Origin of the sequence: Paenibacillus phocaeensis (genome assembly GCF_900021165.1) — a bacterium.
Taxonomy (GTDB): domain Bacteria; phylum Bacillota; class Bacilli; order Paenibacillales; family Paenibacillaceae; genus Fontibacillus; species Fontibacillus phocaensis.
In genome coordinates this window covers 1-18764 of the sequence record NZ_FCOQ01000036.1, presented here as the reverse complement: position 1 = coordinate 18764, position 18764 = coordinate 1, and the positions used below count along the sequence as shown (strand labels likewise).

The window sequence follows — 18764 nt, the reverse complement described above, 5'->3', positions numbered from 1 at the left end:
ACAACCCGGCTTCATATGGTGACGCTTTCGTGGCAAAACCGCCCTGGCAGAGCCAGAAAGTTCTAATCAATAGTGCAAAATAAAGAGAATATAATGCAAAAACAGACGTGACATTTTCCGTTAGAATAGTAAGAAAGATTGAACCGGGCTTATCCGGCATAGTGGCAGGGCATGGGCAATGATCCGCTTATCTTCGTTAATCAAGTTGCGAACTACCTCTAAATAGAAAGGTTGCGTCAGATGATGAAACATACCGTTATACCTCCCAAGCAGGGACTTTATGATCCCGCCTTCGAAAAAGACGCTTGCGGCATGGGTTTCGTGGCCCATATCAAAGGGAAGGCTTCCCATGATATCGTCAGCCAGGCGCTGACCATGCTGGCAAATATGGAGCACCGGGGTGGTCAAGGCAGCGAGCCGAACTCGGGGGACGGCGCAGGTATTTTACTGCAAATCCCGCACCGGTTTTTTGCCGCCGAAGCGATGAAGCTGGGATTCACTCTGCCGGATGCAGGACAGTATGGTGTGGGGATGCTGTTTCTGCCTCATGACGAGGCTGCTCGAGCCAAGCAGGAAGAGGAGCTCGTGCGCATCGCCGAGGCGGAAGGACAACGCGTTCTCGGCTTCCGTACCGTGCCGACTCGCGATGAGATGCTGGGCCAATCGGCTAAAGCGGCGAAGCCGTTCGTCCGCCAGGTGTTCATTGAGCGATCCGCGGAGCTTCAGAACGATTTGGACTTCGAGCGCAAGCTGTACGTGATCCGGCGCCGGGCTGAGCTTGCGATCCGCTACAGCGGAGCGGAGCAGGGGGATGCTTTTTACGTATCCAGTCTGTCGTGCCGGAAAGTTGTATACAAAGGGATGCTGACCACGGAGCAGGTGGGGCAGTTCTATCTGGATTTGCGGGACGAGACGCTGGAGTCGGCGATCGCTATGGTGCATTCGCGCTTCAGTACGAATACGTTCCCAAGCTGGGAGCGGGCGCATCCGTACCGCTTCATGATTCACAACGGCGAGATCAACACGCTGCGCGGGAATGTGAACTGGATGCATGCCCGTCAGTCGATGTTCAAGAGCGAAGCGTTCGGCTCCGATTTGGAGAAGGTTAAGCCGATCATCAATCCGGACGGCTCGGATACGGCGATGTTTGACAACACGTTTGAATTCCTGTACCTGAGCGGACGTTCCCTGCCGCATGTCGCCATGATGATGGTGCCTGAGCCTTGGGTCGGCCGGGAGGACATGGACCCGGATAAGCAGGCGTTCTACGAATATCACAGCACGATGATGGAGCCGTGGGACGGGCCTGCGGCCATGGGCTTTACGGACGGCATCCAGATCGGGGCTATCCTCGACCGGAACGGCCTGCGCCCGTCGCGTTATTATGTGACGAAGAACGATTTGATCGTCCTGTCCTCGGAGGTCGGGGTGCTCGATATCCCGGCGGAGGATGTGCTGTACAAGGATCGGCTCCGTCCGGGCCGGATGCTGCTGGTTGATACGCAGGAAGGCCGGATCATATCCGACGAGGAAGTGAAGTCGGCGATCGCCAAGGAGCACCCCTACCGCGAATGGCTCAACGAGCATCTCGTTGAACTGGAAGACTTGCCGGAAGCGAAGGAGCTTCCGCTGGAAAGCCATGAAGATATTGCGCGCCGCCAAATGGCGTTTGGCTATACGTATGAAGACCTGCGGAAAGTGCTTGAACCGATGGCTTTAACCGGCCAGGAAAATATCGCCTCGATGGGCTACGACGCGCCGCTCGCCGTATTATCGGAACAGCCGCAGCGGTTGTACAACTACTTCAAGCAGATGTTTGCGCAAGTCACGAACCCGCCGATCGACGCGATTCGTGAGGAATTGGTCACCTCGACCGCGACGACGATTGGACCGGAGCGCAACCTGCTTCAGCCGGAGCCGGAGAGCTGCCGGCAGATTCGATTGGATTCGCCGATCCTGTCCAATGAGGATTTTGCGAAAATTCGTCATTTGCATCGTCCGGGCTTTAAGGCGATCACCATTCCGATCCTGTTCCCGGCCGCAGAAGGGGCGGAAGGGCTGCGCAAAGCCTTGGATACGTTATGCGAAGCGGCCGACCGGGTCATCGCCAAAGGCCACAACATCCTGATCTTGTCCGACCGCGGCACGGATGCGGAGAATGCGGCCATTCCGGCGCTGCTGGCCGTGTCCTGTCTGCATCACCATCTCATCCGTGAGGAGACGCGGACCAAGGTCAGCCTGCTGCTTGAGTCGGGCGAACCGCGCGAGGTGCACCACTTTGCCTTGCTGCTTGGTTATGGTGTCAGTGCGGTGAATCCTTATCTTGCGTTCGAGACCTTAAAGGACATGATCGAACAGCGTATGCTGCAAGGGATTTCGCATGAAAAAGCCGTGTACAATTTCATCAAGGCCGCGACCAAAGGAGTCGTCAAAACGTTGTCCAAAATGGGCATCTCGACGATTCAGTCCTATCGCGGAGCGCAAATATTCGAAGCGGTTGGATTGGAGCCGTCGTTTGTGGACCGCTACTTCACGTGGACGCCTTCGCGGATCGGCGGCATCGGCCTGAAGGAAGTGGCGGCGGAGACGCTCGCTCATCACTTCCGGGCCTATACCGACAAGGACGGCAGCGACAAGGTGCTGGATTCCATCGGGGAATACCAGTGGCGCAGCGGCGGGGAAGAGCATCTGTTCAACCCGCAGACGGTGCATTTGCTGCAGCAGTCGGTCCGGACGGGCGACTATCAGCTGTATAAGAAGTTCGCCGCGCTGGTGCAAGGCGAGAACGAGAAGCACTTGACCCTGCGTTCCTTGCTGGATCTGAAGCCGGTCGGACCGAAGGTGCCGTTGGAAGAGGTGGAATCGGCGGCATCGATCCTGCGCCGCTTCAAGACCGGGGCGATGTCCTTCGGTTCGATCAGCAAGGAAGCGCACGAGACGATTGCGATTGCGATGAACCGCATCGGCGGCAAGAGCAACACCGGCGAAGGGGGCGAGGATCCGGCGCGTTATGTGCCGGATGCGAACGGCGATCTGCGCCGCAGCGCAATCAAGCAGGTGGCTTCGGGACGTTTTGGCGTCACCTCGAATTATTTGGTCAATGCCGACGAAATTCAGATCAAGATGGCGCAGGGGGCTAAACCGGGCGAAGGCGGACAACTGCCGGGAATCAAGGTGTATCCTTGGGTTGCGGAAGTACGCGGCTCCACGCCGGGGGTTGGTCTGATCTCGCCGCCGCCGCACCATGACATCTATTCGATCGAGGACCTGGCAGAGCTGATTTACGATCTGAAGAACGCCAATCCGCGGGCCCGCATCAATGTGAAGCTGGTCTCGGAAGCCGGTGTCGGAACGATCGCCGCCGGCGTTGCCAAAGGCCGCGCCGATGTCATTCTGGTCAGCGGTTATGACGGGGGAACCGGGGCCTCGCCGCAAAGCTCGATCCGCCATGCGGGTCTGCCTTGGGAGCTGGGGCTCGCCGAAACGCATCAGACGCTGATGCTGAACAATCTGCGCGACCGCGTCGTGCTGGAAACCGACGGCAAGATTCTGAACGGCCGCGACCTCGCCGTTGCCGCTCTGCTTGGCGCTGAGGAGTACGGCTTCTCGACCGCGCCGCTGGTGGCGGTAGGCTGCATCATGATGCGGGTCTGCCAGCTGGATACCTGCCCGGTTGGCGTCGCAACGCAAAACCCGGAACTGCGCAAAAACTTCAGCGGCGATCCGCAGCACGTCGTCAACTTCATGACGTTCGTCGCGGAGGACCTGCGCGAATGGATGGCGGAACTGGGCTTCCGCACGCTGGAAGAGATGATCGGACGTACCGATTGCCTGGATACGGTCAAGGCGGTCGATCATTGGAAGAAGTCCGGCGTCGACCTCAGCTCGCTGCTGCATATGCCGGAGCTGCCTGAGGGAAGCAGCCGCTACTGCACGAAGCAGCAGAACCACGGGCTGGAAGAGACGCTGGATCTGACGCAGCTCCTGCCCCTGGCTCTCCCCGCATTGGAGCGCGGCGAAGCCGTCAGCGCCCGGCTGCCGATCTGCAACGTGAACCGGGCGACCGGGACGATCGTGGGCAGCGAGGTTACCCGCCGCTATGGACAGCAGGGGCTGCCTGAAGATACGATTACGTTCCACTTCGAAGGTTCGGCGGGGCAAAGCTTCGGGGCGTTCGTACCGAAGGGCATGACGCTGACCGTCGAAGGCGACGCCAATGACTATACCGGCAAAGGGTTGTCCGGCGGCAAGGTTGTCGTGAAGCCGTCGCCGCGCGCCACGTTTGCGGCGGAGGAGAACATCATCATCGGCAATACGTCGTTCTACGGGGCGACAAGCGGAGAGGCGTATATCCGCGGGATTGCCGGAGAGCGGTTTGCGGTGCGCAACTCAGGAGCCAACGTGGTCGTTGAAGGCGTCGGCGACCACGGCTGCGAATATATGACCGGCGGACGCGTTGTCGTCCTGGGCGGAACCGGCCGGAACTTTGCGGCCGGGATGTCCGGCGGGATCGCTTACGTTCTGGATGAAAGCGGAGATTTCGCCAGCCGTTGCAACCTGGAGATGATCTTGCTGGAGGCGGTCGAAGACCCGGCGGAAGCGGATCAGCTGCAGACGTTGATCAGCCGTCACATTCTTTACACGGACAGTACGGTTGGACGCCGGGTGCTGGATCGGTGGAACGAGTACTTGCCGAAGTTCGTCCGCGTCATTCCGAAGGACTACAAGCGGATGCTGGAGCAAATCCGCAAAGTGGAAGACGAAGGATTGAAGGGCGAAGCGGCCCTGCTGGCCGCCTTTGAAGCGAACGCACGCGAGCTGGCTCGCGCCGGCAACAATTAAACCGTTCGACTCTTTCAGCAGGTTGAGACTGCCCCGTTTGTCTATGACGACAGCGGGGCAGTTTTTAGTATGAAAGAAACAGGTTGTACGAACATATGTTTTTGTAATACAATATTTTGGAGAATCTTAGAAACCGGACGTGGAAGGAGAGGGTCCGCCCTTGTCAGAACAAACCTATGCCCCGCAAGGCGGCAAACGAAGGACGAAGCCGCTGGGGCATTACCGCGAGATGCTGGAGAAGTACGTGTTCGCGCAGCGGAAGCTGCTGTTCAAAATGGCCGCGCTGCTGTTGATTTCCATCGCGTTGCAACTGATCAATCCGCAAGTGATTCGTTATTTTATCGACACGGCTCAAGGGGAAGGAAGCCTCAAGCCCTTGTATATTGCGGCGGGACTCTTCATCGGCTTCTCCTTGACCCAGCAGATCGTATCGGTCTGCGCCTCCTTCTTCAGCGAGAACCTGGGCTGGACCACCACCAACAAGCTGAGGGCGGACCTTGTGAGGCACTGCTTGTCGCTGGATATGTCGTTTCATAAATCGAACACTTCCGGCGCTCTGATCGAAAGAGTGGACGGTGATGTCAACGCGTTGGCCAACTTCTTCTCCAGCTTTTTGATCCATTTGCTGGGCAATTTGCTGCTCATGTCGGGGATTCTGGTGCTGCTGTTCCGCGAAAACATCTGGATCGGCGCAGCGATGAGCTTGTTCGTTGTCGGGGCGATCTTTATCATTCGCCGAATCCGCCAATTCACCGTTCCGGTCTGGACTAAATGGCGGGCGCAAAATGCCGAGCTTTACGGGTTTATCGGCGAACAGCTGGAGGGGACCGAGGATACCCGGGCGAACGGAGCCGCCGGCTATGTGCTGGAACGCCTCTATGCGATGTCCCGGCGGATGCTGCCGGTACGCATTCGCGCATCACTGGGTTTCGGCATGATGTGGGGAACTACGATCCTGGTGTTTGCGCTGGGAAACGCCGCCGCTTTTTTGGTCTGCGCCTGGTTGTGGAGAAGGGGCGAGCTGACGATCGGTTCGATCTACCTCGTCTTCTATTACACGGAGCTGCTGGCGCAGCCGATCGAGAAGATCCGAACCCAGCTGGATGATCTGCAAAAAGCCGACGCCAGCCTGATCCGCGTCCGCGAATTGCTGAACACGAAGCCGAAAATTACCGACGGGCCGGGGGCGCCGCTGCCGCAAGGGCCGCTGTCCGTAAAATTCGACCAACTGACCTTCGCCTACGAAGAGGAGGGGGAGCCGACGCTGCACGATCTGGATCTGGTGCTGAAGCCGGGCGAAACGTTGGGTCTGCTGGGCCGCACCGGCAGCGGCAAATCGACGCTGGCCCGGCTGCTGCTGCGCTTCTATGATCCCCAGCAGGGCAAGATCGAGCTGTCGGGAATCGACATTCGTGAGTGCAAGCTGCAGGAGCTGCGCAGTGCGGTGGCGATGGTGACGCAAAACATCGAGATTATGGAGGGCACCGTTCGCGATAACCTGGCTCTGTTCGATGAGCGTATTCGGGACGAGGATATTCTGTCCGTGCTGAGCGAATTGGGGCTCCAGGAGTGGTATGCCGCCTTGCCCGACGGGCTCGACACGGTCCTCTCCTCCGGAGGAGGCAGCCTGTCGGCCGGCGAAGCGCAACTGCTTGCTTTCGCCCGCGTGTTCCTTACAAACCCGGGGCTGGTGATCCTGGATGAAGCCAGCTCGCGCCTTGACCCGTTGACGGAGAATCGGATCGAGGCGGCGATCAGCCGGCTGCTGGAATCGCGGACGTGCATTATGATTGCGCATCGGTTATCGACGGTACAACGCGCGGATCAGATTCTGATCCTGGAGGACGGCCGGATCGTGGAATACGGGCCGCGGGCCGATCTGGCCGCTGATCCGGCGTCCCGGTTCAGCCGAATGCTGTCCGTTGGCCTGGAGGAGGTGTTAGCATGAATACGCGGCATTTCTTCTGGAGGCTGCTGTTGTATCGCCCGGCTTATTATTTGGCCAATTTGTTCTCATGGATGGTCATCCATATGGTCCCGCTGCTTCCCGGTCTAATTACGAAGGCATTCTTCGACGATCTGGAAGGCCGGGTCGACTTCCCGTATGGAGTCGAGGGACTGATGGCGCTGTTCATCGGCGTAGCGCTGGCGCGCATCATGCTGATCGCCGTTGGCTGCTGGACGGATGGCGGCTATCGCTTCCGCATCAGCATGCTGCTGCGGCGGAATATGTTGGCCCATGTGCTCAAAGAGCCCGGCGCCAAGGCCATCCCTTGCTCGCCGGGGGAAGCGATCAGCAATTTCCGTGACGACGTGGACCAAACCGAGGAAGCCATGAGCTGGTCGGTGGATATGTTTGGCCTCATCGGATTTGTTGCCGTCTCCAGTTATATCCTGATCTCCATCGATGCGCAGCTGACGTTTTATGTTTTTGTCCCGCTGATTCTGGTTGTCACGGCAGCGCAGATTGCCACGGCGCGCATCCAGAAGTACCGCGCTGCCAGCCGCGCGGCTACGGCCAAGGTCACCGCTTCGATCAGCGAGATGTTCGCGAACGTTCAGGCCATTCAGGTCGCCGGGGCGGAAGGGCGAATTGTGCGCCGGTTCGAACGGCTGAGCGACGAACGCCGGAAGATGATGGTCAAAGACAAGCTGATCACCGAGTCGCTGTCCTCCGTGTTTACGAACTCCGTCAACCTCGGGACGGGACTGATCCTGGTGCTGGCCGGCTATAAGATGCGCAGCGGATCGTTTTCCGTTGGGGATTTGTCGTTGTTCATCTACTATTTGACCTTCGTCACTCAGTTGATTTCGAACGTCGGCAACTTTATGACGTTCTATAAGCAGATGGCGATCAGCTTCACCCGCTTGAAGCAAATGCTCCAGGGCGCGCCGGCCAAGCTGCTGACGCTTCCGGCATACATCGGTATCGGCAAGCCGTGGCAGGTGGACGGCGATCCATCGCTGGGGGCTTCTCATGAAACGTCCGCCGTCCGGGGGCTGGAGCCGTCAGAGCTATCCGGCAAGCTGGAGGCGGAGCGGTCGGTGCCGCCAGCCGTTCATCCGGTGGAGCCGCTTCAGCTGCTGGAGGCAAGCGGGCTAACGTACCGCTACCCGGAGACCGGCCGGGGGATCGAGAACGTCAGCCTGAGCCTTCCGCGCGGCTCGTTTACGGTCGTCACCGGGATGATCGGCTCCGGCAAAACCACGCTGCTGCGGGTGCTGCTTGGCCTGCTGCCAGCGGAAGCCGGCGAGATCCGCTGGAACGGACGCCGTGTCACCACGCCGGCAGACTTCTTCGTTCCGCCGCAAAGTGCGTATACGGCGCAAATCCCGCGCCTGTACAGCGACAAGCTGCGGAACAACATCCTGCTCGGGCTGCCCGAGAGCGGGGGCAGCCTGACGCAGGCGCTGCACGTCGCCGTGCTGGAGGACGACGTGGCGCAACTGGCGCATGGCCTCGACACGATGGTCGGGCCGCGCGGGGTCAAGCTCTCGGGCGGCCAGGTCCAGCGGACCGCGGCCGCCCGGATGCTCGTGCGCGAGGCACAGCTGTACGTATTCGACGACCTGTCGAGCGCGCTCGACGTCGAGACCGAACGTAAGCTGTGGGAGCGGTTGTTCCAGACCCGAGGCCAGGCCACCTGCCTCGTGGTGTCGCACCGCAAGGCCGCGCTCTCGCACGCGGACCATATCCTCGTGCTGAAAGACGGCACGATTGAAGCCGAAGGCACGGCGGAGCAACTGCTCGCCTCAAGCGCAAGCTTCCGCCAGCTGTGGTACGGCGAAGATTCGCAAGCAAGCGGAGTGTGAACCAACCAATCAACCGCCCGCTCACGGCTTCACCCTGGCTTGCAAGCCGGGACAGAAACAGGAACAGGAACAGGAACCGAGCTTCCGACTCCCAGTACGAAACCGCCCTTGGCCGCTCCGGGGGCGGTTTCGTATGCTCAGCGGGCTCGATTCATCCTGCATGTCATCCCGTTTCATCAGCTCTCCATCAGCGGTGCGTCATTCCTGAAAGCTTTAGCCGGCGGGCGCCTTATGGTAGAATAGGATAAATTATCCTGACTTAACGGGATACAGTTCGAAGAGAGAGTAGGGGAGTATCCATGGAGATGACGCAGGAACCGGTCGTGCGCATGCGGGACATCAGCAAGCGCATCGGCGGCAAGACGCTGATCGACCGATTAACGCTGGACATTCCAAGGGGTCAGGTATACGGCTTCCTGGGACCCAACGGAGCCGGGAAAACGACAACGATCCGAATGATGGTCGGATTAATGTCGATTTCGGAAGGTGACATCCTGATTGAAGGGGCCAGCATCAAGGACCGATTTGAAGAGGCGATCTCGCATGTCGGCGCCATCGTGGAGAATCCGGAGATGTACAAGTTCCTGACCGGGTATCAAAATTTGCTGCATTATGCCCGCATGTCTCCGGGGGTTACGAAACAGCGGATCTGGGAGGCGGTCGAGCGGGTAGGCATGCAGAACCGCATCCATGACAAGGTCAAGACGTATTCGCTGGGCATGCGCCAGCGGCTTGGGGTTGCGCAGGCCATCCTGCATCGGCCGAAGCTGCTGGTGCTGGACGAGCCCACCAACGGGCTCGACCCGCAGGGCATCCGCGAGCTCCGCGATTATCTGCGGGCGCTGGCGCGGGAGGAAGGCACGACCGTGTTCGTCTCCAGCCATTTGCTGTCGGAAATGGAACTGATGTGCGACACGGTCGCGGTCATCCAGCAGGGACGGCTCGTGGACGTCAAGTCCCTGCATCCGGAGGCGGGAGAAGGCCGGGAGCGGGAGACGGCCTTTGAAGTGAGCGATCCGCGGCGTGCGGCGGAGCTCATTGAAGGTGGCCGCATCGAAGGCGGCCGGCTGATCGTATCCGCCGATCGGCAAGCGGCGGCGGACATGAACGCCAAGCTGGTCATGGCGGGCATCGACGTATACGCCATCCAGACGGTGACACGCTCGCTGGAGGATCAATTCCTGGAGCTGACGGGAGGGAAGCACATTGAATAATTTTCTGGCGTTGGTCCAAAACGAAAACATGAAGATCTACCGGCGGGTCCGCACCTGGATTATGTTCGGGCTGCTTGTCCTGCTGACGATCTTGTTTGGACTGCTGTTCTCACTGGACGGGGGCGGCCGCCGCATTAGCGCCTGGGATGCCCTGGATCAATTAAGCTTCCTGTATTATCTCGTCAGCATTTACGCAGCGGTCGTAGCCGCTGACATCGTGGCCGGCGAATTCACCTGGGGGACGATCAAGCTGCTGCTGATCCGGCCTTGGACGCGGACGAAGGTGCTGCTCTCCAAGCTGCTGGCCGTGCTGTTGTTTACGCTGGCGATGAGCGTGGTATTTTTCGCCGCCGCCTGGGCTGTCGCGTTTCTGATTTTCCCGAATGTGCCTTCGCAAATTTTCCTTCCGGGGGAAAGCCCGCTGGGCCGGATCCTGGAGAGCCTGCTGTACAGCTATATCGATCTGCTGGTCATCGCTGCGTTTTCGTTTATGCTGTCGACGGTCTTCCGCTCCAGCGGCATTGCGATTGGGTTGTCGATCTTTATCCTGTTTGCGGGCAACATCTTTACGATGCTGTTTAACCCGATCCGTTATCCTTGGGCTAAATATCTGCTGTTCGCCAATATGGACCTGGGGCAATACCGCGGCGGTCAGATTGGTCCGGCCGGCATGACGTTGGGTTTCTCCGCAGCCGTGCTGGCGGCCTACGTATTGTTGTTCCTGGCGGTGGCCTGGCTGGTGTTCAAGAAAAGGGATGTCGCGGCTTAACTATACGCAAAAAAATAAAGTTCCCGTTTGCCTCTTCAGGCGGGAACTTTTTTACGCTCATTTCGCCTTACCCGGCTTCAGGACGCGCCGCTTTCTTCACCTTTCCTTTGCCGGAAGAGGCCGAGGGTGAAGGGGCGGGGGCAACCCGTTCCATTTTGCTCGATCCGTTCAGCAGACCGCCTTCCACGATGATCAGCTTGGCAACCTCTACGTTGCCGTCGATCTGGCCGCTTGACGTGATCGTTAATTTGCCTGTCGTGGATACGTCTCCGACGACTTTGCCGGCGACGATGACCTCGGCGCCTTTAATGTTGGACATGGCTTCCCCGGTTTCGCCGATGATCACCTGCCCCTGGCAGTCAATCTCCCCGTGAATTTGACCCTCCACGCGCAGATTGGATTTGCATTCCAGTTTGCCTTCCACCAGGCTGCCTTGACCGATTAAGGTGTCGGTCAGACGGGGGGCTTTCTTGTCTTTGAACATAACGGTTCATCTGCCTCCTTTCCACATCAGGATTACTTCAAATAAGGCATCGGATCGATGGCTTTGCCGCTTTTGACGATTTCAAAATGCAGATGGGGTCCGGTGCTGCGCCCGGTATTGCCCAGATTGCCGATGCTGTCGCCTTTCTTCACCTCATCGCCGACGGAGACGTCGATATCGCTCAGATGCATGTACCAGCTTTGCAGGCCGCCCGGGTGCTCGATCACGATGTATTTGCCGTGAGAGCTGTCCTGCTTGGCGGTGATAACCTTGCCTGCGGCTGCGGCATATACGGAATCGCCTACTTTGCCGGCAATATCGATCCCCGCGTGAAAGGCCGCCCGGCCGGTGAACGGATCGGTCCGGTAACCGAAATTGGAGGTCAGCCGCGTGGACAGCGTAGGCCATTCCGAGGGTGTGCCGGAGAGGGAGTACTGCGTTTGTCTCGCTTTCTTTAGGGTGAGCGGAACATGCTTCTCCATCTCGTCCAGCATGTCGTTCATCGCCGCGAAGTTGTCCCGCGTGTCCGCTGCCAGCGCTTCAATCTCGTTCTCGTGGACCGCGATGAACTCGCCGCCAACGCCGCTGTCTCCAAGCTCATCCCGCGGATCGTCCCAGGGTAACGAAGACAGCTTGCCCAGGTTCTTCGCATCGCCGTCTCCGTATTTATCGATAAATTTCTGAAGCTCCGCTTCGAGCTCGGCTACCCGCTCCATCCGGTCCATCATTTCCTTGGACTGGCCTGATAAGGTGATCACTTCGTTCTGCAAACGTTGAATCGCTTCTTCTTTGTTGGTGACCACGGCTTCAAAGGCCAGGGTTTGCTGCTCCAGCTGTTGTTCCAGGCGGGAAACGGTCTGGTCCGAATGAACCTGCAGGCTGACGATGAGCCCGGAAATGGACAGCAGCGCCAGCAAAGGCACAGCAACAACAAGCGGCTTGGACACTTGCACCTGTTTGACGGGCCGGCCGGCATCCCGAAGGACAAGCAGCGTCATCCGATTCGGATTCGGTACGCTTACGCTCCTCATGGCATCCCCTCCCTACGCTTCGTTGGTTCTATAACTTATCTATTCCTATGATTCTTAAATCATGTCAAAAAACTGGTCCTGTCTCATATAAATGGCGGCAGAATCTGCCTCATTCAGAGAGTTCCGATGAATAAACCGCCGTCCGAATGGTTAATGCTGATGGCAGGGAGGGTGGAAGGCATGATCTGGCTGATCGGCATCTTACTTATTTTCATCGTACATCTCGCACTCATCCTGCTGCTCGAATTCCGCAATCCCGGCAAAGCCGTTGCCTGGATGTTTATCTTGTTCTTGTGTCCACCTGTGGGGCCTGTTCTCTACTATCTCATGGCGCGCGAATACAAGAAGCGCAAAAGACTCCAGCACCGCGGACCGGTCCCGTTTCGAGCTCTTCGGTCGCTGCTCCGCGCCCGGTCGTTGACCGCGGATACGCTGGAGAAGATGAGCAATCCCGAATTTGTTCAGCAGGAACGGCTTTTCAAGCTATTGACGCATCAGGCGGTCAACCCGATTACCTGCGGAAACCGGACAGAGGTGTATTCCTCCGGGGAATCGGCTTTTGGAGCTATGCTGGAGCAAATGGAACAGGCGCGGGATCATATTCACCTTGAATTTTATATTTTTCGCAGCGATATGATCGGGTCGGCCTTTGGCGAAGTGATGATTCGCAAAGCCCGGGAAGGGGTCAAGGTCCGGATGCTCTGCGATGGGCTCGGGAGCTTCAAGCTGGCGCACGCGTTCGTTAAACGGCTGAAGGAAGCCGGGGTGGAGGTCTATTTCTTCCTGCCGCCGCGGGTTGCCGTGTGGAATCGCCGGGTCAATTACCGCAATCACCGCAAAATTGTCGTGGTGGATGGAAGAGTCGGTTTCGTAGGCGGATTGAACGTGGGCGACGACTACCTGGGTCTCTATGAGAAAATGGGGTATTGGCGCGATACGCATCTGCAGCTGGAGGGAGATTCCGTGAATGATCTGCAGCTCGCCTTCCTGGAGGATTGGCTGCTGGCCTCGGGCCAGGATCTCGGGGACCCTGCCTTGTTTCCGGCCCGTGAGGGTCCCGGGCGGGAGCAGGTGCAGATCCTGACGAGCGGCCCGAATTTGCCGCGGAATGCGATTCAGGAAATGATCTTTAATTCTATCGCGGTGGCGAAGCGCCGAATTTGGATTGCTTCGCCTTATTTTATTCCGGACCCCAGCGTGTATTCGGCGCTCAAAACGGCGGCATTAAGCGGGGTCGAAGTGATTGTGATGATGCCTTATCATTCGGACAGCCGCTTGGTCAAGCTGGCTTCGCTGTCGTACGTTGAAGAGCTGCTGCAGGCCGGGGTCCAGTTCGTTCAATATACCAAGGGTTTTCTCCATGCCAAAGTGATGTTGATCGACGGCCTGCTCGCTTCCGTGGGAACGGCGAACATGGATATGCGCAGCTTCTTCTACAACTTTGAATTAACCGCCCTGCTGTTTGACCCGGAGGCGATTGCCCGGCTGGAGCGGGATTTCCGGCAGGATCTGGCGGATTCGATCCCGATTCGGCCGGAGGAATTCGCCGGACGGTCGCGAAGGCAGAAGGGGCTGGAACTGCTGGCGAGGCTTCTGGCTCCGCTTCTGTAGCCGATGGACCGAATCCTTGTCATCCTTAAGCGCGAGTCGGTGCCTTCAGATGCTGCAAAATCAGCTTCAAGGATTGCGGGGGCACCGCCTCCAGCAAATCGCCGCGTTCCTTCAGCCGCTGGCCGATATTCAGCAGGTTGAAATCGGCGGGCTTGGGGTTCTTCCGAACCTCGTCCCAGGCAAGGGGCGTCGAGACGCTGGCGGCCGTCCGGGCGCGCGGTGTATATGGAGCTGCCAGGGTTTTGCCGCCGTAATGTTGCAGATAGTCGAAATAGATTTTATCGCCGCGGTCTTTTTTCAGCCGTTCGATGGTGAACAGGTTCGGGTGCTTCTCCGTGACGTAGCGGGCTACGAAATGGCCGATGGAACGCAGCTCGTCGAAGGTTACGCCGTATTCGATCGGCACGATGATCTGTACGCCGGTTGCTCCCGAGGTCTTCGGCACGGACTGCAAGCCCAGCGAGGTCAAGATGTCCCCGACCAAAGCCGCTGCCTCCATCATCCGCGGTTCGTCTTCCAGCGTGGGATCGAGGTCGATTATCCATTCGCAGGGCAGTTGCTCCCCGACATAATGCAGGGAGGGATGGAATTCGATGCAGGCGAGGTTGCCGAGCCACAGCAGCACCGGCAGCCGGTCGAGTACAACGTAATTGATGTTCTCGTAGATGGCCGTGCGGACGAAGGGGGGCAGTGGATCGGGCGCATTTTTCTGATAAAAAAATTTGCCGTGAATGCCGCCCGGATAACGAATCGTCGTCAGCAAACGGTTGCGGCAATACTTCAACAGGTAAGGCGATAGCTCAGCCAGCTTCTCCAGATACATCAACTTGGTGATGCCCGCTTCGGGCCATAACAGCTTATCCGGGTTGGAGACAGGCACCTCCTCGCCTTCGATTGAGATCGTCCCTTTGATCGGTCGGGGCATGGCCGCTCCTCCTTTCCTCATCGGATGGGTTTGGTGTTAGGCTTGCCTGGGGGACGGGAAACTATGAGCCCCGATCCGGCTATGCCGGAATGGACCCGGAGGCGCGGGGGCAAACTTGGGAAGCAGGTTGAAATGGATTGGAGCTTAAGAGGAGGCAAGAGGTCTGTATGGAACTGAAGCCGGTCGCACCGTTTGAACCGATTCGCAGCGATACGATTCCGCAAGGAGAAGAATGGGTGGCCCAGGTGAAGTGGGACGGGGTACGGATGTTGACGTATCACGATGGCCGCGAGGTGAAGTTGGTCAACCGCAAGGGAAATGACCGGACGCTGCAGTATCCGGAGTTTCTGGATACGGGGGCCTACTGCCGCGCCAAATCGGTGATTCTCGACGGGGAAATGATCGCCCTCTCGGGGGGCAGGCCGTCGTTCCATGAGATCATGCGCCGCGACAGCCTGCGGCGGGAGCAGGAGATCCGTTTCGCGTCCGGGCGGATACCGGCGATCTATATGATCTTCGACATCCTGTACCAGGACGGCAAGTGGGTGAACGGCGAGCCGCTTGTGCGCCGCCAGCAGTTGCTGCAGGAGCTGGTGATTCCTTCGGAACGGGTGCAGATTGTCCCTAACGTGGCGGACGGCGAGCTGTTGTATGGCTTGATGAAGGAGCGGGGCTGGGAAGGCATTGTCTCGAAACGGCTGGACAGCGCGTATACGATGGGGGGCAAGGATGCCCGCTGGGTGAAGAAGAAATTGGCCCGCGATTTGTACGCGGCGATTGGCGGTGTGACTTACCGCGATGGCGGAGTCAATGCCATCCTGCTCGGATTGTATGACCCGGAGGGGCGGTTCATCTACATCGGGCATGCGGGGAGCGGCAACTGGAAGGTATCCGATTGGCGCGACCTGACGGAGAACGTGAAGCCGCTGATCCTCGCAAACCGTCCGTTTGCCAACGTCCCCGAACGCATCAAAGGGGCCGTCTGGCTTCAGCCGGCCCTGACCGTCAAAATTCAGTTCCTGGAATGGACGCCCGGCGGCACGATGCGCCACCCCATCATCCAGGGATGGGCGAACGTCCCGCCCGAGGCGTGCGACATGGGGCAAAGCATGTAGCGGCAGGAATGTTTATTTTGCCTTCGGCTTGGCGGCGCTGCGCCGTTTGGGCTTCGGTTTGACCGCAACGCTTGGCGTTGTTGGCGTTGCAGTCTCGGTGCCTGCCGACGCTGCGGCGGGGGCCGCAGCGGGCTCGGCCTTCGCTTTCTTGGCGGCCGATTTGCGCGTGCGCTTCGCCGGTGCTGCGGCAGCGGAACCCGGATCGGTGGCGACCGGCCCCACCGCCTCGATGCTCGCCTGTAGCGCCGCCATCAGGTCGATCACATTGGTTTCCGGCTTGGCCGGAGCCAGGCTGATCTCTTCGCCGGCGACTTTTTGCTCGATCAGGTGCAGCAGTCCCTCGCGGTAGTCGTCGGTGTATTTCTCCGGCTCAAACGGGGTGGACAGCTGCTCGATCAGCATTTTCGCCATCGTCAACTCCTTGTCGTTCACCTGAATGTTCTCCGGCAGATTGGGCACTTGGGAGATCGGTCGGATTTCGTCCGGGTAAAATATCGTCTCGATCGCCAGGCATCCTTCCATTACGCGGATGGCCGCGAGGCTGCTTTTGGAACGGATGGCGAGTTTGGCGATGCCGATTTTCCCCGATTGACGCATCGCTTCCAGCAGCAGTTGGTACGCGTTCCCGCCGGCCTGGTCCGGAGACAGGTAATACGTCTTCTGGAAATAAATCGGATCGATCTCCTCCAAGTCCACGAAATCGATGATGTTGATCGTTCTCTCGGCATGGGCGGACAGCTGCTCCAGCTCTTCTTTTTCAAAAAGCACGTACTTGCCTTTCTCATATTCGTAACCCCGCGAGATTTCCTCCCAATTCACGTCTACCTCGCAGGACGGGCAGCGCCTTACATAGGAGATCGGACTGCCGCAAACCTTATGAATGTATTTCATGGAGATGTCCTTGTCTTCGGTGGCCGAAAACATTTTGACCGGCACATGGACCAGCCCGAAGCTGATCGCTCCCTTCCAGACAGTATGCATGGTAGTAACCCCTTCCTTGTTCCTATGGATCCGCTTGGGGATCCACTTTGCAGATTCGCTTATTCGTAGTATGGTTTTAAACGTCGTTTCTATTTACGCTCTTTTCGCTCGGCTGCGGCCCCCCATTCGTTCCGGTGTTCAGCGGTTGCGGGGGGTGCGGTGGACCGATATAATGAGGACAGTGCCTAACCGGTGTCCGTGGAGATGATTGTGCGGTGTTGTAGCGGACGTCAGGGATTGAGTGATGAAAGGGAGCGGATCGTGAGAGACGTTCGGGATTGAGTGATGAAGGGGAGCGGATCGTGACGGACATCAAGGACGAGCTGATGAGTTTGAGGCGACCGCAACAGGCAGGAATGACGTAGTTGAAGGAGCGCGAACCGAACCGTAAGGTAAACCAGACGGTATAGGGATGCGTAAGGGTAACCAATACCAAGGGCGGAGTTGGTAACGGAACCCAGAGACGTTATTTGTCTGCAGGCGCGGGGATCCGGCCGCTAACGGAACGGAGAGACCTTATTTGCCTGGACTTCGGTGTTTTTACTGCCGAGAAGGCGGAATAGCGGCTCCTGATTCCGTTAACGCGGGAAATGTCCGGGAAATGAGCAAATAAGGGCCTCTCGTTCCGTTAGAGGTACTAGAACTGAGTTGATAACGGAACCCAGAGACGTTATTTGTCTGCAGGCGCGGGGATCCGGCCGCTAACGGAACGGAGAGACCTTATTTGACCGGATTTCGGTGTTTTTACTGCCAAGAAGGCGGAATAGCGGCTCCTGATTCCGTTAGCGCGGGAAATGTCCGGGAAATGAGCAAATAAGGGCCTCTCGTTCCGTTAGAGGTACTAGAACTGAGTTGATAACGGAACCCAGAGACGTTATTTGTCTGCAGGCGCGGGGATCTGGTCGCTAACGGAACGGAGAGACCTTATTTGCCTGGATTTCGGTGTTTTTACTGCCAAGAAGGCGGAATAGCGGCTCTTGATTCCGTTAGCGCAGGAAATGTCCGGGAAATGAGCAAATAAGGGCCTCTCGTTCCGTTAGGGGCACTAAAGCTGTGTTCGAGGTACTTGCGTGATCCCACGATAAAGGTGGTAAGCTAGAGTGAGTATGAGTATGAATATGGACAAGGGCACCCCCTCAGCGCAGTGGGTATATGAAGCCGAAGATCTGAAAGGGACGGAGCGGCTGGCGGAAGCGCTGGCGAAGCTGGCTCAGCCGGGGACGGTGATCGCCCTGGACGGAGACCTCGGTGCGGGCAAGACGGCGTTCTCCCAACTGTTCGCGAAGCACCTTGGAGTGAAGGATACGGTGAACAGTCCGACCTTTACTTTGATCAAGGAGTATGAGGGAAGGCTGGCTTTTTATCATATGGATGTGTACCGGCTTTCGCTGGATGAGGCGGATGAGCTGGGACTGGACGAGTATTTTTATGGAAATGGCGTCACCTTGGTGGAGTGGGCCAGCTTGATTGAGGAGCTGCTTCCGGAGGACGTGCTGCGCATCTACGTAGAGACGGTGTCAGCAACGGGGCGGCGCCTGCATCTTAATGGGCAGGGCGGGACCTATGAAGCGTGGGTATCCGCCCTGAAAGAGAATGGAGTATCCGAACCATGAACGAATATGAAAACAAGCGGCCATCGCAGCGGCTGCTGGTGTTTGACACCGCCACTTCTTCGCTGGCGGTGGCGGTGATGGAGGGCGGCCGCGTGCTGGCCGAACGAAATATCCATGCCGAACGGAACCATTCGGCATATCTGGTGACGGCGATCGGAGATTGCCTGGAGGCGGCGGGGCTCGCCAAACGGGACTTGAACGGGATCGCCGTCGGGATTGGGCCAGGCTCCTACACCGGGATCCGGATTGCCGTCACGACCGCCAAAACTTTGGCGTGGTCGCTCCGGCTTCCGGTCTACGGCGTCTCGAGCCTGGCCGCTTTGGCGCTGGGCGGCTGGGCCAGCGCCAGCGGGCAAGACGCCGCCG

Annotated in this window: 13 protein-coding genes; 9 read left to right on the top strand and 4 right to left on the bottom strand. The window is 58.4% G+C overall.

The features are described from left to right. Positions 1 to 243: 243 nt before the first annotated feature. The 5 genes from gltB (at position 244) to BN3795_RS23315 (ending at position 10638) form a co-directional block, all read left to right on the top strand. Positions 244 to 4842, top strand: a complete 4599-nt coding sequence (gltB, locus tag BN3795_RS23335) for a glutamate synthase large subunit (RefSeq protein WP_068787111.1) — start codon at positions 244 to 246, stop codon at positions 4840 to 4842. Positions 4843 to 5071: 229 nt separating this feature from the next. Then, positions 5072 to 6790 carry an ABC transporter ATP-binding protein gene (locus BN3795_RS23330; protein ID WP_068787110.1) on the top strand — a complete coding sequence of 573 codons (1719 nt, stop codon included), beginning with the start codon at positions 5072 to 5074 and terminating at the stop codon, positions 6788 to 6790. Continuing rightward, a complete protein-coding gene (locus tag BN3795_RS23325; RefSeq protein WP_068787072.1) occupies positions 6787 to 8655 on the top strand; it encodes an ABC transporter ATP-binding protein in 1869 nt (622 codons plus the stop codon). Before BN3795_RS23330 ends, BN3795_RS23325 begins: the two co-directional genes overlap by 4 nt. A gap of 299 nt (positions 8656 to 8954) precedes the next feature. Continuing rightward, positions 8955 to 9869, top strand: a complete 915-nt coding sequence (locus tag BN3795_RS23320; protein ID WP_110945342.1) for an ABC transporter ATP-binding protein — start codon at positions 8955 to 8957, stop codon at positions 9867 to 9869. After that, positions 9862 to 10638, top strand: coding sequence for a DUF2705 family protein (locus tag BN3795_RS23315; protein WP_110945341.1), 777 nt, complete (start codon positions 9862 to 9864; stop codon positions 10636 to 10638). Before BN3795_RS23320 ends, BN3795_RS23315 begins: the two co-directional genes overlap by 8 nt. Positions 10639 to 10705: 67 nt before the next feature. Here BN3795_RS23315 and BN3795_RS23310 read toward each other — a convergent pair whose 3' ends face one another. Together BN3795_RS23310 and BN3795_RS23305 are read right to left on the bottom strand one after the other, a co-directional pair. Next, positions 10706 to 11122 carry a bactofilin family protein gene (locus BN3795_RS23310; protein ID WP_068787071.1) on the bottom strand — a complete coding sequence of 139 codons (417 nt, stop codon included), beginning with the start codon at positions 11120 to 11122 and terminating at the stop codon, positions 10706 to 10708. 32 nt (positions 11123 to 11154) lie between these two features. Next, complete coding sequence (locus BN3795_RS23305; protein ID WP_068787070.1) at positions 11155 to 12153, bottom strand: M23 family metallopeptidase; 999 nt, start codon at positions 12151 to 12153, stop codon at positions 11155 to 11157. Positions 12154 to 12333: 180 nt separating this feature from the next. Between BN3795_RS23305 and cls the strand changes: the two genes are divergently transcribed. Next, positions 12334 to 13764, top strand: coding sequence for a cardiolipin synthase (gene cls, locus BN3795_RS23300; protein ID WP_068787069.1), 1431 nt, complete (start codon positions 12334 to 12336; stop codon positions 13762 to 13764). Between the two features lie 25 nt (positions 13765 to 13789). On the opposite strand, the gene ligD is transcribed toward cls, so the two are convergent. Continuing rightward, complete coding sequence (gene ligD, locus BN3795_RS23295; RefSeq protein WP_068787068.1) at positions 13790 to 14689, bottom strand: non-homologous end-joining DNA ligase; 900 nt, start codon at positions 14687 to 14689, stop codon at positions 13790 to 13792. Positions 14690 to 14856: 167 nt separating this feature from the next. Here ligD and BN3795_RS23290 point away from each other — a divergent pair, with 167 nt between their 5' ends. Further along, on the top strand, positions 14857 to 15804 hold the full coding sequence (locus BN3795_RS23290; protein WP_068787067.1) for an ATP-dependent DNA ligase: 948 nt from the start codon (positions 14857 to 14859) through the stop codon (positions 15802 to 15804). Between the two features lie 12 nt (positions 15805 to 15816). Here BN3795_RS23290 and ku read toward each other — a convergent pair whose 3' ends face one another. Further along, complete coding sequence (ku, locus tag BN3795_RS23285) at positions 15817 to 16785, bottom strand: non-homologous end joining protein Ku (protein ID WP_068787066.1); 969 nt, start codon at positions 16783 to 16785, stop codon at positions 15817 to 15819. 1106 nt (positions 16786 to 17891) lie between these two features. On the opposite strand from ku, the gene tsaE reads away from it, so the two are divergent. Then, complete coding sequence (gene tsaE / locus BN3795_RS23280; RefSeq protein WP_232730025.1) at positions 17892 to 18398, top strand: tRNA (adenosine(37)-N6)-threonylcarbamoyltransferase complex ATPase subunit type 1 TsaE; 507 nt, start codon at positions 17892 to 17894, stop codon at positions 18396 to 18398. Beyond that, the coding region (gene tsaB / locus BN3795_RS23275; RefSeq protein ID WP_110945340.1) for a tRNA (adenosine(37)-N6)-threonylcarbamoyltransferase complex dimerization subunit type 1 TsaB at positions 18395 to 18764 on the top strand (370 nt) is incomplete at its 3' end. The genes tsaE and tsaB, both read left to right, overlap by 4 nt.